Source organism: Mediterraneibacter glycyrrhizinilyticus (assembly GCF_015560805.1).
Taxonomy (GTDB): domain Bacteria; phylum Bacillota; class Clostridia; order Lachnospirales; family Lachnospiraceae; genus Schaedlerella; species Schaedlerella glycyrrhizinilytica_A.
Map to the genome: position 1 here is coordinate 15,886 of NZ_JADMSO010000018.1, position 25,188 is coordinate 41,073.

Annotated in this window: 20 protein-coding genes; 2 read left to right on the forward strand and 18 right to left on the reverse strand. The window is 42.2% G+C overall.

Annotation, left to right across the window (positions count from 1 at the left end; translation table 11 throughout):
- Positions 1–41: 41 nt before the first annotated feature.
- The 17 genes from I2H87_RS13140 to I2H87_RS13220 form a co-directional block, all read right to left on the reverse strand.
- The gene (locus I2H87_RS13140; protein WP_022151725.1) at positions 42–1,928 is read right to left on the reverse strand and encodes a heavy metal translocating P-type ATPase; all 1,887 of its coding nucleotides are present in this window, start codon (positions 1,926–1,928) and stop codon (positions 42–44) included.
- Between the two features lie 130 nt (positions 1,929–2,058).
- Positions 2,059–2,277: a cation transporter gene (locus tag I2H87_RS13145; RefSeq protein WP_009267000.1), complete on the reverse strand. Its 219-nt coding sequence runs from the start codon at positions 2,275–2,277 to the stop codon at positions 2,059–2,061.
- A 214-nt stretch (positions 2,278–2,491) separates the two neighbouring features.
- Positions 2,492–4,966 (reverse strand): C39 family peptidase, encoded by a 2,475-nt coding sequence (locus tag I2H87_RS13150; protein ID WP_195610244.1) that lies wholly within the window; start codon positions 4,964–4,966, stop codon positions 2,492–2,494.
- Complete coding sequence (locus tag I2H87_RS13155) at positions 4,956–6,152, reverse strand: class I SAM-dependent methyltransferase (RefSeq protein ID WP_022151713.1); 1,197 nt, start codon at positions 6,150–6,152, stop codon at positions 4,956–4,958. Before I2H87_RS13155 ends, I2H87_RS13150 begins: the two co-directional genes overlap by 11 nt.
- A 123-nt stretch (positions 6,153–6,275) precedes the next feature.
- Positions 6,276–6,872 carry a TIGR04100 family radical SAM protein gene (locus I2H87_RS13160; protein ID WP_195610246.1) on the reverse strand — a complete coding sequence of 199 codons (597 nt, stop codon included), beginning with the start codon at positions 6,870–6,872 and terminating at the stop codon, positions 6,276–6,278.
- A gap of 2 nt (positions 6,873–6,874) precedes the next feature.
- On the reverse strand, positions 6,875–7,780 hold the full coding sequence (locus I2H87_RS13165; RefSeq protein ID WP_009267004.1) for a pyridoxamine kinase: 906 nt from the start codon (positions 7,778–7,780) through the stop codon (positions 6,875–6,877).
- Positions 7,781–8,031: 251 nt separating this feature from the next.
- On the reverse strand, positions 8,032–8,538 hold the full coding sequence (locus I2H87_RS13170) for a transcription repressor NadR (RefSeq protein WP_009267005.1): 507 nt from the start codon (positions 8,536–8,538) through the stop codon (positions 8,032–8,034).
- Between the two features lie 7 nt (positions 8,539–8,545).
- On the reverse strand, positions 8,546–9,403 hold the full coding sequence (nadC, locus tag I2H87_RS13175) for a carboxylating nicotinate-nucleotide diphosphorylase (protein WP_009267006.1): 858 nt from the start codon (positions 9,401–9,403) through the stop codon (positions 8,546–8,548).
- Positions 9,396–10,589, reverse strand: a complete 1,194-nt coding sequence (locus I2H87_RS13180; RefSeq protein ID WP_009267007.1) for an L-aspartate oxidase — start codon at positions 10,587–10,589, stop codon at positions 9,396–9,398. Before I2H87_RS13180 ends, nadC begins: the two co-directional genes overlap by 8 nt.
- 41 nt (positions 10,590–10,630) lie before the next feature.
- Entirely contained in the window at positions 10,631–11,536 is a 906-nt protein-coding gene (gene nadA / locus I2H87_RS13185) for a quinolinate synthase NadA (RefSeq protein ID WP_009267008.1), read from the reverse strand.
- Positions 11,537–11,765: 229 nt separating this feature from the next.
- On the reverse strand, positions 11,766–12,395 hold the full coding sequence (gene pgmB, locus I2H87_RS13190) for a beta-phosphoglucomutase (RefSeq protein ID WP_195610249.1): 630 nt from the start codon (positions 12,393–12,395) through the stop codon (positions 11,766–11,768).
- 33 nt (positions 12,396–12,428) lie between these two features.
- Positions 12,429–15,182, reverse strand: a complete 2,754-nt coding sequence (locus tag I2H87_RS13195) for an alpha-L-rhamnosidase (RefSeq protein ID WP_195610252.1) — start codon at positions 15,180–15,182, stop codon at positions 12,429–12,431.
- 72 nt (positions 15,183–15,254) lie between these two features.
- A complete protein-coding gene (locus tag I2H87_RS13200) occupies positions 15,255–16,946 on the reverse strand; it encodes a glycoside hydrolase family 3 protein (protein WP_195610254.1) in 1,692 nt (563 codons plus the stop codon).
- Positions 16,947–17,026: 80 nt separating this feature from the next.
- Complete coding sequence (locus tag I2H87_RS13205) at positions 17,027–18,022, reverse strand: ABC transporter permease (protein WP_195610256.1); 996 nt, start codon at positions 18,020–18,022, stop codon at positions 17,027–17,029.
- An 83-nt stretch (positions 18,023–18,105) separates the two neighbouring features.
- On the reverse strand, positions 18,106–19,266 hold the full coding sequence (locus I2H87_RS13210) for a sugar ABC transporter substrate-binding protein (protein WP_195610257.1): 1,161 nt from the start codon (positions 19,264–19,266) through the stop codon (positions 18,106–18,108).
- Between the two features lie 52 nt (positions 19,267–19,318).
- Positions 19,319–20,278, reverse strand: coding sequence for an ABC transporter permease (locus I2H87_RS13215; protein ID WP_195610258.1), 960 nt, complete (start codon positions 20,276–20,278; stop codon positions 19,319–19,321).
- 10 nt (positions 20,279–20,288) lie between these two features.
- Positions 20,289–21,791, reverse strand: coding sequence for a sugar ABC transporter ATP-binding protein (locus tag I2H87_RS13220; protein ID WP_195610259.1), 1,503 nt, complete (start codon positions 21,789–21,791; stop codon positions 20,289–20,291).
- A 178-nt stretch (positions 21,792–21,969) separates the two neighbouring features.
- Between I2H87_RS13220 and I2H87_RS13225 the strand changes: the two genes are divergently transcribed.
- Both I2H87_RS13225 and I2H87_RS13230 read left to right on the forward strand, forming a co-directional pair.
- Positions 21,970–22,698, forward strand: a complete 729-nt coding sequence (locus I2H87_RS13225) for a LytR/AlgR family response regulator transcription factor (protein ID WP_195610260.1) — start codon at positions 21,970–21,972, stop codon at positions 22,696–22,698.
- Positions 22,692–24,074 carry an ATP-binding protein gene (locus I2H87_RS13230; protein WP_195610261.1) on the forward strand — a complete coding sequence of 461 codons (1,383 nt, stop codon included), beginning with the start codon at positions 22,692–22,694 and terminating at the stop codon, positions 24,072–24,074. Before I2H87_RS13225 ends, I2H87_RS13230 begins: the two co-directional genes overlap by 7 nt.
- 239 nt (positions 24,075–24,313) lie before the next feature.
- On the opposite strand, the gene I2H87_RS13235 is transcribed toward I2H87_RS13230, so the two are convergent.
- Positions 24,314–25,048, reverse strand: a complete 735-nt coding sequence (locus I2H87_RS13235) for a helix-turn-helix domain-containing protein (protein WP_022151716.1) — start codon at positions 25,046–25,048, stop codon at positions 24,314–24,316.
- Between the last annotated feature and the right edge of the window lie 140 nt (positions 25,049–25,188).

Here is a 25,188-nt window from a genome sequence, read left to right on the forward strand (position 1 = left end):
GGACACGATTGTCTCGACGTCTTTCTTTTATTTCATTTGTTTTATAAATTTTGTACCCGCAGGGCACGGATCGCGTTCAGGATCGCAAGGATCATCACTCCGACGTCCGCAAAGATCGCCGCCCACATATTTGCGATTCCCAATGCCCCCAACCCAAGGCAGGCAAATTTGACAACAAGCGCAAATACAATATTCTGATAGACGATCCGCAGACATTTTCTCGAAATCCCGATCGCTTTCGCTATCTTTTGCGGATCATCATCCATCAGCACAACATCCGCAGCTTCGATCGCCGCATCCGATCCCATCGCTCCCATTGCGATTCCGATATCCGCCCGTGTCAACACCGGAGCGTCGTTGATCCCGTCGCCGACAAATGCCAGTTTCTCTTTCTCCGATTTTTTCGCAAGCAGCTCCTCTACCTTTTCGACTTTATCTGCCGGAAGCAATTCACTGTATACTTCATCAATTCCAAGTGTTTCTGCCACCTGTTCCGCTACACGCCCGGCGTCTCCGGTCAGCATGACCGTCTTTTTCACTCCGGCTTTTTTCAGTTCCGCAACGGCTTCTTTTGCATGTGGCTTCACAAGATCGGAAATCACGATATGCCCTGCATACTCGCCGTCGACCGCCATATGGATGATCGTCCCGACTTTATGGCAGTCACGATATTTTACATGCAGCCGCTCCATCAATTTACTGTTTCCTGCTGCGACTTCCTGCCCGTCAACCTTTGCAAGAATACCATGACCGCTGATTTCCTGAATCTTGGTCACACGGTTCCGATCGATTTCTTTTCCGTATGCTTTGCGGATACTTTTACTGATCGGATGGGACGATGCACATTCCGCAAGCGCCGCATACTCCAACAATTTTTTCTCATCCATTTTGTTATGATGAACCGCGCTCACCTCAAACACACCCTGTGTCAAAGTTCCTGTTTTATCAAACACAACGTATTTTGCCTGCGACAATGTTTCCATATAATTAGAACCTTTGATTAAGATTCCTGCTTTGCCGGCGCCGCCGATTCCGGCAAAAAAGCTGAGCGGAATACTGATCACGAGCGCGCACGGACAACTGATCACCAGAAATGTCAATGCACGGTAAATCCATACGCTCCACTGTGCAGTCTGCCCCAAAAACAACATCTGGACAAGCGGCGGAAGAATTGCCAGCGCAAGCGCTCCATAACAGACTGCCGGCGTATATACTTTCGCAAACTTCGAGATAAAATTCTCCGATTTCGATTTACGGGAACTGGAATTTTCCACAAGTTCCAGTATCTTAGATACCGTAGACTCACCGAATGCTTTTGTTGTCCGCACTTTCAGAACACCTGTCATGTTGATACAGCCGCTGATGATCTCATCTCCCGGTTTTACATCTCTCGGAAGACTTTCACCAGTCAATGCGCTCGTATTCAGGCTCGCCGTTCCTTCGGTCACGATACCGTCCAGCGGAACTTTTTCTCCCGGCTGCACAACGATGATGCTTCCGATCTCCACCTCATCCGGATCCGCCTGTTCCAACTTGCCGTCTCTTTCCACATTGGCATAATCCGGACGGATATCCATCAGCGCGCTGATATTTTTCCGGCTTTTCCCTACCGCATAACTCTGAAAAAGTTCCCCGATCTGATAAAACAGCATCACAGCGATCGCTTCATTATAGTCGCCGCTTCCGGAATAAATCGCCAGAGCAAATGCGCCGACGGTCGCAACTGCCATCAGAAAGTTTTCATCAAACATCCGGCGGTTTAAAATTCCTTTTCCCGCTTTCCGCAAAATGTCATAACCGATCACAAGATATGCCGCCAGATAAAGAGTCAACTGCAAGACTCCCTCTATTGGGATCAGATTTAGCACAAGTACCATCGCCGCAGTGATCAGAATCCTGTAAAGCATCTTTTTCTGCTTCTTATTCATAGCCGTTCTCTCCTTTTCATTTTCTCCACTTTATGATCTCACTCGTTTTATCATATGTTCAATCATTCATATGTTATCTTTAAATTTACACCCCTTTTGCTCTCGCAGCCGGGGTGCTCTTTTCCATTTCCTATAATTCGATCTCGCAGTCTGGTTCTACCTTTTTACAGGCTTTCAATACGTCTTTCATAACCGCTTTTGCATCCTGACCGTCTTCAAATTCAACGATCATCTTCTGTGTCATAAAATTCACGGTTGCATCCGCAACTCCTGCCGTTTTCTTTGTAGCTTCCTCCATCAGGTTCGCACAGTTTGCACAGTCCACTTCAATTTTGTAAGTTTTTTTCATGATGATTACCTCTCCTTTTATCATTTTATCAATTAATCATTTGTTTAATCTTTGTAAGATTAATATAGTCCTTTTCTTGCAAAATGTCAACTGCTATTTTCAAAATTTTCGTATCGGTATATCAAAAAGCAGATCTCGCAAACGGCAATTTCAATTCCGAAAACTCACCGCCCTGCAAAGTCTGCTTTTCCTGTTTCTTCTTTTTTTACTTTTTTTATTTCATATACGCAACAAATGTATTTCCGCTTCCCGCAGTCATCGCTTCCATCTCTTCCATTGTCACCGTATATTCTGCCGCGCTTTCCGGATCCACATAAGTCACCGTGTCCGTACTGTATCCGGTCAAAAGGATCGTATGGCTCGCATCCGTCATCGCCAGCACCGGCGTTCCCCTGTTGATAATGTAGAGCACCTGACTCAATGTACATCCGCTCAGATCAATTTTCTTTAAGCCGTACTGTTTTGCAAATTCCGTACATGCATCGAATGACGTCTGCCCCTCCGCAAGTCCAAACGGCTGGATCTCATTATAATAGACAAGATCGCGATTTCCTTTTTCCCAGATGTAAGCCTGTTCCGAAGAAATCACCACTCCGGATACCTGTTCCGCTTTCTGGATCGCATACGCCGCTTTGTCGTAGATTGCTACAAGCTCGCCCATTCCATACACATAATACTGATCGGACGGTATCTTATCATTCAGGGCGATCGTCACCGCCTGATCGATCATGACCTGTTTCGGGCGTAAAATGTGCGGAGACAATTCTTTGATCTTCTTTGCAAATGTCAGACGCATCTGTCTTTGCTTTCGCTCCGTATCATAAGATTCCAGCGTCACCGCGCTTTCTTTCCGCTCTTCATTGCTCGTGATATAATCCTGACTTGTTCCTGTATAGATTTCGCCCTCTTTTGTTACCCGGTTCAATGTCACCATATTTTCTTCCACGATAATATCGGAAATATAAATGCCCTCCTGAGCATAGTTCATCTCCGCCTTATTATCGGCACCGCGGATCTCCAGTTCATACATCGGGATCACTTCTTCGCCCGCAGTTGTTTTTCCAAGATCACTCTCCCGCACATATCCGCATATGAAATCATTTTTGATAAATCCAAGCGGACGGATCGCTTCCCCTTTCCGGGCTTCCACCTGATAAGAGGAACCGTCTGCAAGATCCATCACCTGAACCGTCTTCGCAGTGTTCAATTCTCCGTCCGTCTGGTACGCCAGCAGATGGCCGTCCGAAGACGCCACATACTGTCCCTCTTCCAGACCGGTCGCAAGCTCTTTCTGTGAATTTTTTGTCACATCCACCTGATAGAGCACACCCCCGGCAAGCACATAGAGAAGCTGTTCCCGATGATTATAGTAGACCATCTTGCCCAGTTCCTCTTCCGCGATCGCAAATGATTTCGTGCTCGGGATAAATGCGATCTCATTGACGGCATTTTCCTGAATATCAAAGTAATAGACGTCCACGCCGACTTCTCCCTCGTGCTCTCCGCGGTTCATATAGCCGTACACAGCAAATACGGTACTTCCGTCCTCTTCCATGCTGATGATCCGGACCGCATGCTCGTCGTTGCGGCTCCGCACATCATGTCCCTCCATGTTGGCAAAGCTGAATACAAGAGACAATTCGTCCGTCTTCTGATTGTACGTCCACAAATCCCGTTCCTGCACAAAGGAGACGACCGTCCCTTTTTTATTTACCGCAAAATCCAGATCCGGCTCTGCCATTCCAAGCAGGATCCCCGTCTCATCCAGCACATGTTTGTTGCCGTTAAATACTTGATTCATACTGCGGTTATAGTCCAGAAGATACATCTCTCCGCCGCTGTACCGCACGCGGAAAAATTCTTTCACATTAAATGTCTCGACTTCCCCAGCATCACCTTTGCAAGTCACCTGATAACCCGCCAGTAATGACGTATAAACACTGTTGCTCTCTTTGATACTCCACTCCACTTCCGTTGAGATCTGCGGTTCTAATTCCCCCCATTTGACCTGCGAAAGATCCGAATGGATATTGACGGTCTGCAGCGTCGTGTTGTCACTCTCTTCTCCCGGCTCCAGATATCCTCCAAGATTCAGACCATTCTCCGCTCCGAACGTCGCGTCGTGGAACTGCACGGCAAAATCCAGACATTCCGCAATGGACAGCCCGGACTGCCACTCGATCCTCGTATAATAAAAAATCTGTTCTTTTTCAGCAGTTTCCAGGATCACTTTCAGAACTGCCTCCTGCACGCCCTCCGGCAAGCCCCGGTTCACATCCAGCGTCACGCTGCTTCCGGTCAGATCCCGCACCGTATCTTGCAGATAGGTCGTACCACCGTCCAGTGAGTACACCTCATACTGCACATTTTCAATCTCGTTTCCTTTCTTCTCCAGACCCAGCCTCAGGATCCCATTGTCCGGAACCGGTGTGATCGTATCCCGCATCGCGGTAATATCCATCTCATCCACATATCCGGCAAGGATGTTGACCGTATGATCTTCCACGGAAAATGAAACTCTCGGCAGTGTCGGATCCCCCAGACTGATTGTCTGATCCGCGGTCCCGCGGTTCGTCAAAAGACTGCTTACAACAAGCGCAAGAAGAAAAACGCCGCTTAAGATTCCGATCCGCGTCCAGATTCCGCCTTTCGTCTCCCGCTTATTTTTTTCATTCTTCTTATTCTTCATACGCACCTCCTGCTTTCAGCAGTGCACCAAGTGTCGGTTCCACATGAAGAAATGCTTCACAGTCACGGATCTGCCGCACACACTTCTCTGTCTCCGCGCGCTTCGCCGGCTCTTTCTCTCCGTTTTTCTCCCGGATCGGTTTTACCGCGCGGATCAAAATATTTTTCGGCGTGTGCTCCATATCGATAAACTCCAAAATCTGCGTCTCATAGCCGACGCTTTCCAGATACTGCGCGCGAAGCCCGTCTGTCACAAGCGCTGCGAACCGCTCCTTTAAAAGTCCGTATTTCATGACAGGAGCAAGAATATCGTTTCGCATCTGTCCGTTCAGCTCATGCTGGCAGCACGGCACTGACAAAATGACTTTCGCATTCCAGCCAACCGCTTTTGCAAGCGCATGATCCGTCGCCGTATCACAGGCATGAAGCGTCACGACCATATCGACCTTGTCGACTCCGTCGTAATCCGCAATATCCCCCTCCAAAAAAGTCAGTTTTTCATATCCGTATTTTACTGCCAGTTCACTACAATGGCGGATCACCTCTTTTTTCAGATCCAGCCCGATGATCCGAACGTCGTAATTCTGAAGTTCATGCAGATAATAGTACATTGCAAATGTCAGATAAGACTTCCCGCATCCGAAATCCAGGATCGTCACTTCCCGTTTCTGATCCAGCCTCGGAAGAATATCCTCGATAAATTCCAAAAAACGGTTGATCTGCCGGAACTTATCAAACTTTGTGCGCACGATTTTCCCATCCTGCGTCATCACGCCGAGATCCTGAAGAAACGGAACCGGGATCCCCTCTTTCAGAATGTATTTCTTACTCCGGTTATGGGAAAGATCCGCCTGCTTTTTCCCGCCTTTTGCCTGATGTTTCTGGATCGTCACTTTCCCCTTTTTACTCACGAGAACCGTATATTCCATGTTCCCCGAATCAAGCTGCATCTGCCGGAACTCTTCCATATAGGACAGAATCCGCTCCGCCGCCTGCTCCGTCTCCAGATTCTCATGAAACGCCTGTGTTTTCGTAAAGGATTCCAACTGGTAAATCCGCTTTCCGCGCATCTCCACCGGGCGTACTTTGATCTTCAGAACGCCGTCTTTTTTACGCGGATTGCTCAAGATCGCCTGTACAAATTCTTTATTCAATACGTCATTTAATAATTTCTGAATTGCTTCCATAATTTCCTCATCTATTCTGTCAAATCAATCAAACTTATTTTCACTCTCCTATTGTAAAGCAAAACCCGGGAACACGCAAGCATCCGCCGTGCATTCCCGGGTTCATCCCCACTCCACTGTATTTCATACATATTTTCTTACACGCAGTTCTACGCCGACCGACTCCGCCAGTTTCCGGCTCGCCTCGATCTCCTCCGGCGTAAGTACGTCCACAACCGTCATCTTTACCTTTGGTATCTGTTTTCCACATTCCTGTGCAAATGCGAGCATTCCCTCAAACGCATTTTCAAACTGCGGGCGCGTGATCTCCATGTAGCTCTCTTTGGTCGGTGCGTTCAGACTGATCGATACGACGTCCGCAACCTCTGCCAGCTCCGGAACAATATCCCGTTGATGATAGAGATTTCCCAATCCGTTCGTATTGACGCGGATTTTCAGACCGTAGGTTTCTTTTGCGTACTTCGCAGATGCATTCAGCACGTCCAGTGCACAGGTCGGTTCCCCGTAACCGCAGTATACAAGTTCGGATCTCCCCGTAAAGTCGTATGCATCGATCGCCGCTTTTACCTCTTCAAGTGTCGGGTCTGCTTTGTGCCAAAGCGTCTGTGCATCCCCGACTGTGTCATGGTGCATCCGAATACAGAATTTACAATTACAGTCACATTTGTTCGTCAGATTTACATAAACCTGATCTTGATAAGTATACAATATCTCTGCCATTTTTATGCGCCTCGCTTCCCGAAATTTTTCCAGTCTGCACCGGGGATCAACATTCCCAGATATTTTTCGTAGTTCGCCCCCTCATTGCGCGGGACCTTCTCTTCCGCCGCGTCCGCCATCGCCGCCCCGATCAATGTGCCCGCCAGTTCCACCGTCTCAAACAAATCCTCGCCGCGCGCCATTCCTCCTGCCAGGATCGACGCAAACAGATCTCCGGTTCCCGAGAAACTGCCGCCGATATATGGAAATGCAAGAAGTTTCGTCTGCCGCTTTGTCACGACCAGGTTTCCGATCTTCATTGCCCCTGTTGTCTCGTCTTTGAAACGGATCCCGGTCACGACAACCGCCTTTTTCACATGGCTGTTCGATCCTTTCCGCAGAAAATTCTGCCCCATCTGCTCTGCGATCGTCACAAGATGTTTTTCGTCCGTCATCTGCTCCAGCATCCGATAATCCGTCCCGGTCAGAAGACACAGTTCCGTCAGATTCGGCGTGATCAGATCCGCCTCCCCCGCAAGCTCTTTCATACCCACAAGCAATTCGGGGGTGAAGATTGAAAATATTTTCCCCTCATCTCCCATAATCGGATCCACGAGCAAAAATGCCCCTTTTTTATAAAACGTATCCAGAAACCGAAGCATCTGTCCGATCTGCGCTTCGTTCCCCGCAAACCCGGTATAGATCCCGTCAAAGTGAACGTCCATCTTCTCCCATTCTGCGCGGATCTTTTCCATTTTCTCTGTATAATCATCGTAAAAATAGCTCGGAAATCCGGTCTGTGCACTCAAAACCGCTGTCGGAAGCGGACACGGCTGCACACCCATCGCCGCGATCACCGGGATTGCCGCAGTCAGGGAACATTTTCCGAATCCGGACAGATCATTGACAACTGCTATTTTCTTTATCATAAACTTCCTCTTTTCTACCAAACACAATGTTCCTATCCGTAAATCACCGGAAGTGCCAAAAGGCACATTCCGGGATTGTAAGCGGTCGCCAAGGTCCCGGGCAAGCCCGGACTTTGGCTCGTCGCCTATACAAATAAATCGGGCGTCGGCACATACCGACGCCATGCTTTTACAATATCACAAGTCTGGTTCTGTCAAAATATCCACTATCTTTCAATTCATCCAGTCCAGTTCATTGCCGCAAACTATTTTCACGATACAAGAAAATGTTTCTGCCGCAGTGCCTCCTCGATCAGATCCAGCGTTTCCTCCGAGTCTGCCGCCACTTTATGATAATGGTAGTTGGAAGTGATATTTTTCAGCGGACTTGATTTTCCGCTCCGGATATCCTCCATAAATGCTTCTACTTTTCTGCGGGAGTTGATCCGAAGTTCCGCTTCCATATGCCCATATACCCGGTGATTCACCATAACGTTGACGACCGTACCGCCCAGATCGATGATCGAATATAGCTCTTCCTCCAACTGTTCATCCGTATGATTGACTTTAAAGACCCGCTCTCTCACAAGTGGTTCCTGTATGATATATCCACGGTTCGTAGAAATAATATCATATCCGGACGCCCGGATCAGAGCTATATCCTGTACGATCACCTGACGGCTCACATCACACTGTTTTGCGAGCGCAGTTCCGGAAAGCGGCTTTTCACTGTTCTGGATCAGTTCTACGATCTTTGTTCTTCGCTCCGTCCCTGTCATGTCTTCTTTAAGCCTCCGTCGGATGCAGATTTTTCAGGGAAATATCAAGGATCGGTGCGGAATGCGTCAGCGCGCCGCTGGAAATGTAATCCACGCCGAGACTTGTCAGTCTTCCGATATTTTCCTTTGTCACGTTTCCGGAACATTCTGTCTCCGCCCGTCCGTCAATGATGCGGATCGCTTCCTGCATCTCTTCCGTGGACATATTGTCGAGCATGATAATGTCCGCTCCGGCTTCCACCGCTTCTCTTACCATATCAAGATTCTCCACTTCCACCTCGATCTTCCGTACAAATGGCGCGTACTCTTTTGCCATCTGCACTGCCTTTGTCACGCTTCCTGCCGCTCCGATGTGGTTATCTTTCAGAAGTACGCCATCGGAAAGATTATAACGGTGATTGAAACCGCCGCCGACACGCACCGCGTATTTTTCAAAAATACGCATATTCGGCGTTGTCTTTCTCGTGTCCAGCAATTTTGTCTTGGATCCCTCCAATAATTTTGCTACATTACTTGTATAAGTCGCAATTCCGCTCATCCGCTGCAGATAATTCAGCGCGACACGTTCGCCGGACAAAAGCACACGGATATCGCCGTAAACTTTTCCCATCAGATCTCCGTTCTTCACATGATCTCCGTCTTTACAGAAAAATTCCACCTTTGTCTCTGCATCCAGAAGTTCAAATACCCGTTTGAAAATGTCCAGTCCCGCGATCACACCGTCTTGCTTGCAGATCAGATCCACCTCGCCTGCCACTGCTTCTTGCATCACGGAATTGGTCGTCACGTCTTCACTGGAAATATCCTCTCTCAATGCTTCTAAAATCAAATGATCTACCTGTAATGTTGTTGTAATCTTATTCATCTCTTCCACCTCGTTTTTCTATTTCATCTGCGGCACGTTTTGCAAATACAAGACTCTCCAGCAGAGAGTTACTTGCCAGACGATTTGCTCCGTGCACGCCGTTGCAGCTTGTCTCCCCGACCGCATACAAATGCGGCATCGAAGTCCTGCTGTTGGAATCCACCCAGATCCCTCCCATAAAATAATGCTGCGCCGGCACAACCGGGATGCATTCTTTCGTCACATCATATCCCTCTTCCAGACAGTGCCGGTAAATATTCGGGAAATGTCTCAGGATCGTCTCTTTTTCAATATGTTCCATCGAAAGCCATACAAAATCAGTTCCGTCTTTTTCCATCTGTTCATGGATCGCCTTTGTCACGACGTCCCGCGGCAAAAGCTCATCCACAAACCGTTCCATATTTTTATTATAGAGCACCGCGCCCTCTCCCCGAACTGATTCGGAGATCAGAAAACGCCGTCCCGGCTTCGTCGAATACAGTGTCGTCGGATGGATCTGCACATAATCCAAATGCTCCAGACGGATTCCGTATTTCTTCGCCAACTCAATCGCATCTCCCGTCAAATGCGGAAAATTCGTCGAATGCCGGTACAGTCCGCCGATCCCTCCGCTTGCAAGGATCGTGTTCTCTCCATAAATTTCCAGTTCTTCCGTTTCTCCCGAACCGTCTTCATTCCGACGCACTGCCTTGATCCCTTTGCAGATCCCATCGTCGATCAGAAGATCCGTCATCGTCGTATATTCGTATAACGTCACATTTTTTAACGCTTTTACCTGTTCCAGAAGTTTGCTCGTGATCTCTTTTCCGGTCACATCTTCATGGAACAAAATCCGCGGTCTCGAATGCGCGCCCTCCCGTGTAAATGCAAAATCTCCGTCTTTCTTCTCAAAATCCACGCCGTATCCGACCAACTGCCGGATGATTTCCTGAGAGCTGCGGATCATAATGTCCACCGACTCTTTTCGGTTTTCATAATGTCCCGCGCGCATCGTGTCTTCAAAATAACTGTCGTAATCATCCTCATCTCTGAGCATGCAGATCCCCCCCTGTGCCAGGAACGAATCACTGCTTTCCAGATCGGATTTTGTGATCATCACGATCTTTTTTTCCCTCGGAAAACTCAGCGCGCCAAATAGCCCGCCGACTCCGGTACCGACGATCACAACGTCTGCCTTTATTCTCATGTTTTTAAATTCCTTTCCGACCGGCTTCCTATTTTGGCTTCCTATTTTGCCAATTCCAGCATTTTTTCCAGCGGGCGCTTGGATAATTCTCTCAATTCCTCACTGATTTGAACTTCATTCTCCCCGGTCTTCAGTACATGCAGGATCTTCTCAAGCGTGATCTTCTTCATATCCACACATACCGGTTCCGTCTCTGTAAAATAAAACTTCTTTCCCGGATTCTCTTTTTCCAGTTTGTGCCGCACGCCGTTTTCCGTACAGATGATAAATTCTTCTGCATCGCTGTTTTTTGCATAATTGATGATCCCCGATGTGCTTCCTATGTAATCGGAAAGCTCCAATATTGCTTTCGTACACTCCGGATGTGTCAATACCAACGCATTCAGATGTGCTTCTTTTGCACGCTTCAATTCTTCAAGCTGCATCTTCTCGTGGATCGGACAGAAGCCCTCATTATATACAAAATGCTTTTCCGGTACCTGCTCTGCAACAAAATGTGCCAGATTCCGATCCGGGATAAAGAAAATATTCTTATTCGGCAGCGCCTTTACGATCTGTACCGCATTTGCAGAAGTCACGCACACGTCCGAATACTGCTTTAATTCCGCGGTGGAATTGATGTAGCAGACAACCGCCAGATCTTCGTATGTCTCGCGCATCCGCTCGATCGTCTCCCGGTCTGCCATATGCGCCATCGGACAGTCTGCCTCTGCGTCCGGCATCAGAACGGTCTTCTCCGGATTCAGAACTTTTGCGCTCTCTCCCATAAATGACACGCCGCAGTATACGATCGTCTGCTCTTCTAATCCGACCGCAATCTTGCTCAAATAAAAAGAATCTCCGATATAATCTGCAATATCCTGTACTTCCGGCGTCACATAATAATGCGCCAGGATCACTGCATTCTTCTCTTTTTTTAACTGTTTGATTTCCTCTGTAATTGTCATTGTCCTTGCCTTTCTCAAATGAATTCCCTTTGAGTTGTTTTCATTTGCCGCGGTCAGCACATAAATCGATACTGACAGAAAAAAGCGGAGACATTTGCTCCGCTTTCCGCATACAAATTCATTTGATTATAGCACATAACTTTACAGGTGACAAGACAGTAATCTTCCTACCATTCAGTCCCTACAATTTTTATTAAACCTTCACTCACATAAAAACCAGTTTTTATATTCAGATACTTAACAAATCAGTAATTTTTTTCATTTTATAGTTTACACGAGGATGTTCATTAGCCTCCCCCAGACCTGCACTGTCAAATCCACCCCGAAAGGCTCCCTCAATCCCAGCCTTAGCATCTTCAATAATAAGACAATCTTTTGGGTTTTCACCGATCAATTCTGCTGCCTTTAAAAACACCTCCGGATCCGGTTTGGAATTCACAATATTTGTACCGTCACTGACAGCATCAAAAAAATTATTGAGCCCAATCCGCTCCAAAATCATTTTCGTATTTTTGCTTGACGAGCCAATCGCAAGTTTGCATCCTTTTTTTCTTAACTCCATAAGTGTTGTTTTTACATCAGCCGGTAAATCTTCCGGTGTCATTTTTCTCAGCAATTTTTTATATATTTTATTTTTCTCTTCTGCAAAAGCCAGTTTCTCTTCAACCGTATATACTTTACATGATCTTTCGAGAATAATCTCAAGACTATCCATTCTGCTGACCCCACGAAGCCGATTATTTATTTCTTCATCAAAGTATATATCTAATCGATCAGCGAGTTTTTTCCATGCCTGATAATGGTACTGGTCTGTAAAACAAATCACTCCATCTAAATCAAAAATATATCCCGCGTACATTTTAACCCTCCATCTCGTACCATAAATTTTTCATTAGACCGTTAACTCAAATACTCTCTTTGTACCTTCCTGTATCATTTGCGGATCCAATCCAAAAAAGAACATAAACTGAAGTTCCTCAAAACTCATTGCATGGCTCTCCTCGTCATTTCCTACTGCCAACCCATAAACGATTGGGAGATCTTCTTTAAGAATCGACAGAGCTTCTTCATCTCCCCTCAATTCCTGGATCCGAGTTGCCATCGTATATCTTCTTCTGTAATCCACATTGGGCTGATATGTTTCTTCATAAATTCCGGCAGTAAGCATAACCTCCCGTCCGTTTGTCCCCGGTAATATGGCTACAGCCTCACAGTGAAACGGAACTTCAAAATGTACAGTAACCGTTCCATCTGCATTTACTCTCCAATCAGAAACATATTTTCCACTTAATGAATCATATTCTATATGACAAAACTGCAGTTTTGAACAAATCTTCGGTACAAATCTTACCCTTGTAAATCCTGGTTCTGCCGCATTAATTCCACCAATATATCTGTAAACAAATTCCATTACAGATCCATAAGAATAATGATTCAATGAATTCATCTCTGTCCCGCTGATCATTCCATTATCTAAAACAGAATTCCATCTTTCCCAGATTGTTGTCGCTCCAAGATTGACACAATGCATCCATCCCGGAAATCCTTCCTGAAACAGAATGTAATATGCCATATCGATCATTCCATTTTCAGCAAGAACCTGACACATCATAGGCGCACCCACAAATCCGCCTTTTATTTTATAGCAATCACGTTTTAACCTGCTTTTTAATCCATCAAGAATTTTTTTCTTATCCTTGTAAACTCCGAATTTCAGGGAAATCAGATACGCTGTTTGTGTATCAATACAAAGTCTGCCGCTTACAGAAAAATATTCGTCTAAAATAGCATTAACAATCTTTTCCGCTAACATTTCATATTTAATCCTGTCATTGTTTTTTCCTAAAATTTTAGCGGCCTCAGCCAGTTTTACTGTTGATGCATAATAGTAAACAGAAGCAATATAATAGTCATCTGTTCCCCCTTTCATGCTCTGCGAAGTAACACCGTCTTGTGCAAGCCAGTCGCCAAAATGAAAGCCAAAACTCCAAAGATGTGTATTGCCATGTTCCTCATCCCCCTGAATAATCCAATCCACCCAGTCTTTCATCATTGGATAACAGCATTCCAGTTCATCTTTATCTCCATACGCATTATAAACCGCCATAGGAATAAATGTCGCTGCATCTCCCCAAACGCTGCTTCCTCCCGGCATTGAAGAATTGTTTGGAATGTAATTAGGAATAGCGCCGCCAAGTCTGACCTGCTCTGTTCGAAGATCCCTTAAAAACTTTCTGTAGAAAGCCCGTGTATCCATATTAAAACATGCCGTAGACGCAAAAACCTGTGCATCACCGGTCCATCCAAGACGTTCATCACGCTGCGGACAATCCGTCGGATGATCAAGAAAATTCGATTTTTGGCTCCATATACAATTCAAAAACAATCTGTTCAGCTTTTCATCCGCACTTTCAAACTTTATCGTTGTATCAAGATCTGAGTAAACCACATGTCCTGTAAAATCCTTTTTCGTGATTTCACCATTCCACCCTGTAACTCTCACATAACGAAATCCAAAATACGTAAAATGAGGTCTCACATTTTCCTTTCTTCCGTCAGAAATATAAACAAACTGAGATTTCGCTGTTCGATAGTTATCATTATAAAAATTATCATCCTGCAAAATTTCACCAAAATCTAAAACAATCTTTGTTCCTTTTGCAAAATCTGCATCAAATGAAACATATCCTGTAAAATTTTGCCCAAAATCAAGAACCGTTTCTCCTTTTGGTGTCTTAATAATTTCCTTTACTTCAAGTTCTTCCTTAGGGCACACTGTAATACTATATCTTTCTACAAGCTTTGACTTATCAAAATCAGCTACTTCTACTGACTTTAATCTATTTTCCTTTTCACTCCATAACATACGGTCAATGATCTCACCATCATAAATGTCTGACTCTGCAATTTCACTTCCTCTATACTCCCATGTATTATCTGTTCCAAGAAGTATATCATGCCCCGCTTTGTCCCACATATGAATTTCAGCAATTATCCCAAATCTATTGCCAAAATATTCCACATCTCCTTCGTAGCCAAAGCGCCCTTTGTAAAAACCATTTCCACACAAAATTTCGATCCTGTTATCATCCTCTAAAAGTTCTGTAATATCATATGTCTGATATTGCACTCTCGTACGATAATCATTAATAAATGGCGCCAAAAAATCATCTCCGATTTTTTTCCCATTTAAATAAGCCTCGTAAAGCCCAAGACCAGTCAAATAAATACATGCTCTTTTTATACCAGACGGGCGAGAAAAATTTTTAATAAAAATCGGATGAAACTTATCTTCTTCTTTTGTACTAATAAACTCTGCCCTCCAAGGATCATCCATCTTTCCGGTTTCAAAAAACGCCGGAGCGCTGACTGTGTGATCGCCCTCTTTTCCCCATACTTCGATCCGCACATAATATCTGGTATACGGCTCCGGCTTAATATCAATAAGCGTACCAATCGAGGAAAGTAATTCTCCTTCCGTTTCGAAAATTTGTTCTGTAAATCCTACATCTTTTGCAACCATAATTTTTGCTCTTAACTGACTCTTATTTGCAGTATCTACAACTTTCCAACTACATTTTATTTTGGGATAAGAAAATCCAATCGGATTTGAAATTCCATTTATTTTAATGTCTGTAATTCTCATCTTTTTCCTCTTCTAAAACGAAATAAAAGGGGATATTTATCACAAAATCCCCTTTTATTTCGTTTGCTTCTCCTATAATTTTGTATCCCATCTTCCGCAGAATGCATCCACTGGAGATATTCCTTTAAATTCACTTTTCCCTAAAAGCTTATCCATTGTTGCGTCAATAACGTGCGGCATATTGTTGTAACTATTGATAAACGTTTTCATCATCGGCACGTCAAGTAAATGATACGGATTTCCAAGACTTACAAAAACCGTAGGTACTTCCTTTACGAACCATGGCAGATTATTTCCTGCTCCAAATAACGTATGCCAGTTAATACGAGCAACTGTCTTATTAGAAGCCGTCTCTACATTACAGATATACAACACGAGATCATACTTATTTTTGAAGTCACAAACTTTACCATCCAGAAAAATTGTCTCAGGTGTCTCCGGAACATAAAGTGTCACCTCAAACCCTTCTTTCTCCAGCCGATCAACCACCTGCGTTCTGACAGCATCATTATCTCCTTCTCCAAGAATTTCAAGAAAGATACGTTTTGTCTTCAGTGGTGAAATCGGAAGGGTTCCTTCCAAATTCTTAACAAGTGTAATTCCTTCATCCGCAACTTCCTTCGCCCACTGGTTATGTTCATCACATCCTACGATCGCAAGTGCCTCTGGCTTATTATATATGCTTCCTTCTTCTTTCTTTTTATGAAGATTAATAGCCGCCTTTGTCGCAAGAACTCGCGTAACGGCATCATCCAGACGTTCTCTGGAAAGGAGACCATTTTTGATTCCCTCTACCATGTACATAATATCTTCATCTACATCCTTATTGAAGAGAAGCACATCACAACCTGCCTCAATACATCCCGGGACAGCCTCACGTCTGGTTGTATTCGAAAGAAATCCCACCATCGGAGATGCATCGGTTGAAATAAGACCATTAAATCCAAGTTCTCCTCTTAGGTAACCTGTAAGAATATTTTTCGATACGGATGCCGGTATCACCTGATTACAAGGCTGACCAGAAATTTTCTCCTCCATTGCCGGCATTGCAATGTGTCCGATCATCGCTGTGAGAGCTCCATCCTCTATTAAACTTCTGTAAACCTTACCATAGGAATCTTCCCACTCTTCTATTGAAAGATCATTAACAGATGTCAAAAGGTGCTGGTCTCTCTCATCAACGCCATCTCCTGGGAAGTGCTTAATACATGGCGCAAGACCTTCCTCGGTAAGCCCTTTATTATAGTTCTTTGCCATACGAATTACTCGATCAGCATCACTGCCAAAAGTTCGTACATTTGTAATTGGATTATGACAATTCATATCAAGATCAAGGATTGGCGCAAATGACCAATTAAATCCAAGAGCCCCGCCTTCTCTTCCACATATCTTTCCAAGTCGGTATCCATTTTCATCTTTATCTGTTGCCGCCACAAGCATCTGACGCCCGAAACTTGTCCCTTCAAATGCAACACCGGTTCCGCCGTCTTCCAGATTTGCCGCAATAAGCAAAGGAATTTTTGACACTTCCTGCATCGCATTCAGATTTTCCTGAACTTTAGCCGCCACTCCTGTTCTAAACATTACAGATCCAAAATTATGTGAAGCGATTATTCCTTTCAGAACCTCCTTGTCATCTGAAAACATCAACGGACACATAATCTGTTCCGCCTTCTCTTCATCTGTCATAGAATTTCTTGTCTCTTCTACCCATTTGATTGCTTCATCATCGAGGTAAAATGGTTTTGCTTTTAAATTTACCATACCAAAACACTCCTTTCAAAATTCCTTTATATATTTTCAGCCAGTCCTTATCCGGCTGGCTGTTACATTCTAATTTATTCTTAACCTTCTGCCATTCTAGCTTTTTTAGCTCTTGCAGCCTGAATTCTCGGCCACTGTGCAGTAATAGTATAAAATGCTAACATAAATGTTCCGACAATAATTTGCTGCCATCCTCCGGAACCATATCCGATACAACTCAGACCAAAGTTTAAAATCTCCATGGCAAACGCTGCAACAACAACGCCGATAGCATCTACGGAAGCCGCCCCGACAAACATTCCCATGTATGCCGGAATAATATTCTGGAATAATGTACCTGCTGTCGAAAGACCTGACTGCGGTTTTACCTGATTGTTTGATCCGTAAATACATGCTGCACATCCAAGAAGGATTCCACAGATCAGAAATGTCTGAATAACATTTCTCTTCTCATTTATTCCGATATTAACTGCAGATTGCTGATTATTTGCAAGTGCCTTTGATCGCTTGCCCGCAACTGTACAGTATGAATAAACTACAAATACTGCAACAGCGATTGCAAGAACAATAAGTATATACGGCATACGTCCAAACAATGTAATTTTAGCATTACTTAATATACTAAGTCCTTTTGCATCAAAAATAAGATATGTGACAGATTCATACAAAAGCGCAACCCCTATCGTACAAATCATAATCGGCAATCGTCCGTAAATATATATAATTGCTGTGAATCCGGAAAGCGCTGTGCCCATAACAATGCAAAGAATCATAAATACGAAAGGTCCAAGCTCTGCATTATATGTAATATTACCGGCAACGATTGCTGCAAGTACCATTGTTGCACCGCCCGAAAAATCAAATCTTCCATTTTTAACCTGTAACCAGATTGCTAGGGCAGCTACCGCTGTACTAGATGTATTTACAAGGACTGTCCGCCACATGTCAACAGTAAGACCATAATATGTTACACCCTTACTCTTTGCCAATATGTACATAACAATGTAAACCACCAGTGGGAATAACATCGTTAATATAAATCTTTTCATAAAATCAACTGCTTTATTCGTCTTCATAATAGCTGCTCCATTAACTATAATTGTTTCTTTTTATCTGCTATGGGGCACCTTCCCCATAGCAGAAACCATTTTTTATAAATTTAGTTAAGTCCTGTTTTACTCATAGCTTCAACAAGCCCCGCATAAGTTGCCTCTGAATTATAAGAAGCGCACATATTCAAAACATCTTCTCCAGAGAATACGGCATCTGCCATATCTAATGTACATGTTAAAGTTTTCTGCATCTTGTCCATATCTTCATTACTTAAAATGATATAAGGCTCACAATCAACGCGCTCAGAAACCTCCGGAAGATCTGCATACTGTGTACCATTTAACTTGTCGATCAGTAAGCAAAGTGGATAAACAATTGTCTCAGCAGCTGAACACATAGCACCCTTGAAACATCCATTTCCGTTTGTACCAAAGTTTTCAATATCATCTGTTGCCTCAAAACCAGTTGTATAAAGGGCAATATCTGTTTTTCCAGCCCCCACAAGAATTGGATATACAAATGACGCTCCTGCTGCTACCGAGAATAAACAGTCCATCTCCGGATGCTCTGAAAGATATGTCTCTTCAAGCGGGCTGAACTGAAGTTCTACTGTATCATAAACATTTGCTTCCGGATTAAGCTCTTTAAGTTTTGCTCTGAACGCTGCATCTACTTCTGCCTGATTCGGATATGCCCATGATGGGAAAGTCAAAACTCCAATATTCTTGTATCCTGCTTCTGCTACTTTTTCAGCTACCATCTCACCATATTTTGTAGGTACTGCATAACCATCGCATACTGTACCAAGAAAATATTCGTTACCAAATACTTCGTCATGTGCTGTCGCATAAGACTGGTTAAAATCACAAAGGAAACCTGCTGTGTAAACACCAGCCGACTCACATTCAGCAAGAATACTATTTGTACCCATATCAGCCGTCATAATAATTCCTTCGCAACCTGATGAAATAAGATCCTGTACCAACGAAAGGTTTGTAGCTTCATCATATGTAGAAAGAGTTACATATTGAAATTCACAGTCAATCACATCCTGTATTCCATCAAGATACGCATGAATAGCTTCAACACTTTGCCCTTGGTCCGTATAAAGACCAACTCCGATTTTGTGATGTTTTGTCTCTACTTTTGTTCCTTCTGTCCCATCCGTCGATGCGCTATCTGAATCACTTGATGAACCACATCCTGCCAAAAGTGACACACTCATTACTGCTGCGAGTCCAAGCGCTACCATTTTTTTTAGTTTCATTTCTTTTTCCTCCTTTTTATAAAAACTCCCAAATGGGTAGTTATCTAAATAATTATCTCGGCAATACTCCGTCTTTTTTGCGACAAGTTACTAAAATAACCGCTAAAAATACAACTGCCTTGATTACATATGAATATTCCACTTTTACCCCTGCAAGATTCAGGCCATTTGATAAAATAACATAAGTGAAAGAACCAATTAGTGAACTCGACATTTTTGATTTCATACCACCGGAAAGAGGCATTCCGCCCAAGAGAAGTGCAACCATAATATCCATTGCATATCCCGTACCTGTTCCCTGTCCGGCAGACCCCGTTCTCGCTGTTAGCATAAATGCCCCAACAGCAACACAAATGCCAAAGAAAACATAAGCCAAAACCTTCCATTTTACGGTTTTCACACCTGAATACGAAGTTGCCAGCTCATTTGCACCAATGCTTTTCACATACTCTCCTAATTGTGTATAGTTATAAAGATAAATCGAAATGAGCGCAATCACTACGATTACAAAAATCATAAATTCTGTACTTTTGAAAAAAGTCATATCATATTCAATACTGATTGAGTTAATTGCAAGCTTTTCCATGATCAATAATTGTGCACCACCAAAAATGGACATTAGAAATATGGAAGTAACAATTGACGGCAAGCCTAACATTACTGCTACATACCCATTGATCAATCCACAGATAAGCGATAATGCCAAAATTGTTAAAAAGCCTGCAAGTAAAGATCCTGTTTTATTTGTAACTACGATGCAAAGAATACAATAAACACCTACTTGTGAACCAACGCTGATATCCATATATCCCATCGAATAGATAAATATCGCCCCCATAGCCATGATCGCGTACACGCAAACAGCCTGAACTAGTATCTTGATATTGTAGGCATTAAATAATCTTCCTTGACTTAATATCGAGAACACAACTATGCAAAGTACCAAACCTCCATAACTTAAAATGTCAGAAATATGTTCTGAAAACCGTACCATACTAACATGTTTCTTCATCATGTACCTCCTAAATCATGTATTCGATTACATCTGATTCAGAAAGACTTTCTGAACGAGTAAACTCTTTGCTGATTTTTGAATCTTTCATAATAATAAGTCTGTCTGACATACCAATAAGTTCTGATAATTCCTCTGAAATCATGAGAATTGCTTTGCCCTCGCACTTCATCTGATTGATGAGTTCATACATTGCCTGTTTTACACCTATATCAACGCCTCGCGTCGGACAATCCATGATTACGATCTCAGATCCTTTCGCAATCCATTTCGCAAAAGATACCTTCTGCTTATTTCCTCCCGATAACGTGTTTACCCATTGCTTACCGGACTTACATTTAATTTCAAGCAAATCAATCTGCTCTTTTGCCAATTTTGCTTTTTTCTTCGGTGAAATAAACCCTGCTTTTGAAATATCCGCCAAAGAAGCCATCGTAATATTAGTATCAATTGATCCTTGAAGGATCAAAGCCTCCGTATCACGATTTTTTGAAATGTAGCCAATTTTATTATCAGTCGCTTCCTTTGCACTAGAAATTTCATGACCACCGCTTCTTACATGTCCTTTGTCAATATTTTCCATTCCAAATCCCATCTTTCCTACCTCATGCATTCCGCATCCGGAAAGACCACCGATTCCTACGATTTCTCCTTTGTGGAGCTGCAGATTAAATTCTTTTACATTAGGACCGCTTACATTTGAAAATTCAAGCGCAACTTCATCCAAATGTCCGGAATCAAAATCCCCTCGGAAAAATTTATCTCCTATATCCCGTCCAACCATTAATTGTCTGATCGTCCCTAAACTTTGGACTGATTTTATTTCATCTTCATTAAGCACTCCTCTGATTTCACCATCTCGAAGAACTGTAAGAATCGTACACTTTTCCAGAATTTCATCCATGTCATGAGATATAAAAATAACCGCCTTATTTCTCTTAATCATGTCATCCATCAGTTTGTATAAAATCTGACGACCTTCCAAAGAGAGTGCTGTTGTTGTCTCATCTACAACAAGAATTTCGGTCTTATCATCCACTGCCCTTGCAATTTCAATAAGCTTTCGATCTTCAAACCCAAATTGATCTATTGGATCTTTTCCTCTCATATGCGTGATACCAAACTTATCGAGTATCTCATCCGCAGCTTTATTCATTTTTTTTGAATTTACAAACCCCCATTTTGCAAATTCATTTTCCCGACCGGCAAATAAATTTTCAGCAACCGTACACCCCGGAATGGTATTTGCTTCTTGGAGAATCATCGACAAACCATTATGCTGTGCCTCAATCATAGATGATGGATTCCATTCTTCTCCTAAAAATATCATCTCACCAGATGTTCTTGGCTGCATACCTGCCGCAATTGAAGTAATCGTTGACTTACCACTTCCATTTTCGCCTACAAGTCCATGAACCTCTCCTCTGGATATTGTAAGGTCTACATCTTTCAATGCCACGATAGGTCCATACTTCTTGTTCATTTTTTTCACTTCAAGTAAAATCTCACCCATTTGATTTTCTCCTAACGCAAAAAGCTTGATTTGATGTTCAGAGTATAGCAGATATTTTTTTCATTTGTGATTTTTGGTACGAGATGTTAAAATATAGCACGAACTGTAAAACAATTATCTAATGTTTTATTGTACAATATGCTTATAGAAAATACATTTCAAAAAACAGGAGTTCGTTATGCTGTACGCCGCCATTTGTGAAGATGAGCAAGATATTGCTGTTTACATCCAAAAAACTTTAGTCAATGAATTTTCCAAAAATAATATTCCTATTGAATTTACTATTTTTAATGATGGAAATAAATTATTAAATATGTTTAACGATCATTATCATTTTGACGTTGTTTTCATGGATATCGAAATGCCAAAGATAGACGGAATTTCTATTTGTAAAAAGATACGTCAGATTAATAGTAATACATTGGTTGTCTTTATCTCAAATAAGGATGAGCTTGTCTTTTCTACTTTTGAAGTACAACCCTTTAGATTTGTCAGGAAAAACCATTATGATGAACTGCTTCCCGATCTGGTTTCCGCACTACAAACAGAATTTTCCAGACGAAATGATGCAAATATTACAATTGTTGAACCAGGATCCGGCGATATTTTTTCTTTTGATATCAACCAGATTGTATATATTGAAGCTCAGAGAAAGAATTGTGTCATTCATTGTGTAAATAATTCTTCTGAACTAAAAATTAAATTAATGGAAATTGCAGAACAAATTTCAGAACATGATTTTATCAAACCTCATCGAAGTTATCTTGTTAATTACAAATTTATTTCTATTATAAAGAAAAATGAATTAGAACTGACTGATGGTTCCTGTGTTCCAATCAGCCGTAACAGAATTGACGAAGTAAAAAGAAACTTTATTAAGTATACAAACAGGAGTCTCTCATGTTAGAATTTATATATTTTATCTATACTCATTCGGGTGTAGCAATGATCATAAACATTTTTTTCCTGAATATGATGGCTTCATTATTTGCAAAACGAAAATATACAAATTTTTTTACATACTACATTCTTCCACTTGTTATTTACTCAGCAATTTATTTTTATCCTGAGTATGCCCTTCATTATAATTTGATTCCCTATTTTTACCACTTTATGGTTTTAATGGGCATAAATTTAATATGGATACTTTTATTTCTGAAAGGCTCTATTCCACAAAAAATGATTTACTATTTGTATTTCTTTACTGTTTATAAATGTATCGTATTTTTCCTGGGCGCCTTTATTTATGACTACCAGTATATTCTCGATCGAAATACATACATTCTGCTTGATATGGGTTCATCTGTTATTCCGATTGTAAGTTTATGGAAATTTAGCAAATTTTTTCTTGCTCATCCGCTTAATACCGTTGCTAAATCCTTGGATCGCAAACAGATTCTACTCATGGCATACTGTCCGCTTTCAATTTTCATAACCTTTCAGATGGCTGATCCATCTGTACAATTTAATCCAAGTTATTTTATTTCCATATCTGCCTGTTTACTGATTTTTAATCTTCCAATTTTTTATTATTTATTTACAAAATTTGGCGAAAATAATGAGTCCAGACTCCAGCTCGAAAAAGCATTAGCAGAGACAAACGCACAAGTAGCAAGATATCGCTACACTATTCTCATTGAAGAACAGGCTCGGAAAGAACGCCATGAATTAAAAAACAAGTATTTCTATATCCAAACACTTCTAAAAGAGAAAAAATTGGACAAACTAAATACTTTTCTGGTCGATCACATTGGAGAACTATCTCAGGATGATTCCGGCATTTACACTCATAATGTTTTAATCGACCACGTCCTTAATACTAAGTTGTTACAGGCAAAAAAATATGGTATTAAAACCTATACTGAAATTCTTCTTCCGGAAAAGTTCTCTATCAATGAAGAAGATTTCTGCACGATTATCTTAAACTTATTGGATAATGCTATCGAAGCCAGTATAAAAGAAAAAAATCCGGATATTCAAATATATCTTAATATAAAAAATAATTATCTGGTCTTCTGCATCAAAAATAAAGTTGGACACGACATACTTAAAACTAACCCCAAACTTCATACTTCTAAAAATAATAAATCTGCACATGGGTTGGGAATAAAGATCATAAAAAAAGCTGTCCGTAACTCAAACGGAATGTTTGATGTCACAACAGAAAGTAACTATTTTGTAGCAACTGTAATGATCCCAGTAGAAACCTATGAAGAAAAAGCTATAAATAAGGTCTTTTATAATAGTAACAAGCAAACAGATGAAGTAACATTAACAAGATAATTAAGAATCTTTCTTTTTCTTTTATATATTGAACACGGTTTATACACATTTTCTGGCTATACTAATAACCAGATAGTTGATAAACAACTATCTCCCCCCTCATAAAGTATAGGTATCCCGGGCAACCGGGGTACCGCACTTTACTCTCATTCCTTTATAACTATAATAATTACAAAAAACCGCCTATACAGGCGGTTTTTTGCATACTTATTCATACCAAGTTTTTGCATATCTGAGCTCTACGAATCCAAGATTCCCTGAACTTTACCAAGTATTTTCCCAAAACATTCAAATCGATCATTCTCATGAACTTCCACATCCGGATCCATGACATTCAATGCACGCAGCCTGATCACACCATCTTTTCGGTAAAACAGGCGAATGTAACATGCCCCATTCAATGAAAAAAACCCGATTTCATTTTCTCCTACCGGCTGCTGTGCCAACGCAATGACATCATTCTTTTTAAATACCGGTTCATATCGATCAATTTGAATCTGGAAGCAATACTCCATCCCGTCCACGATGTTCTCCCGTCTGACACGGAACACATCGGGGTGAGGCGTCATAAGAAATGCTGCATCGCCATTTCGTTCGCCCGGTTGATAACAAGGAAATACAACCCATTCCTCATGCTGCATCCGGTCGTATTCCTCATCAATCACAGTTCTCACGAACCGCTTTCCCTTATTGCTCAATTCTCGATATTTTGTTATGGCATCCTTTTCTTCCGCTGACAACTCCTGACCATATGTCGTTAAAACCATTTGATCTTTTAAATAATCCTCAAACAAATAGTTTGCGTCTATTTTAAGTGCCAAAATTAGTGAAATCAAAATATCGGGTTTCGGATAGCTGATACTATTCTCATAATTTGCTATTGCCGAGGCTGTCACATGAACCATCTCTGCCAGCTGCGCTCTGGACAGATTCAGTTCCTTGCGGCGTTTCTGCAGTCTTTTACCAATTACCATAAAACACCTCCTTCTAGTCATTACCACCACTTCAAGTGGTGGTTTGAATTGGCCCTAATAAGTGCCGGTTACATGCTCGCCCAAAAGGGCGGGTATCGCAAGCATTGTTACTGGTCCGCTATAAAGCGGTACTTCTTAAA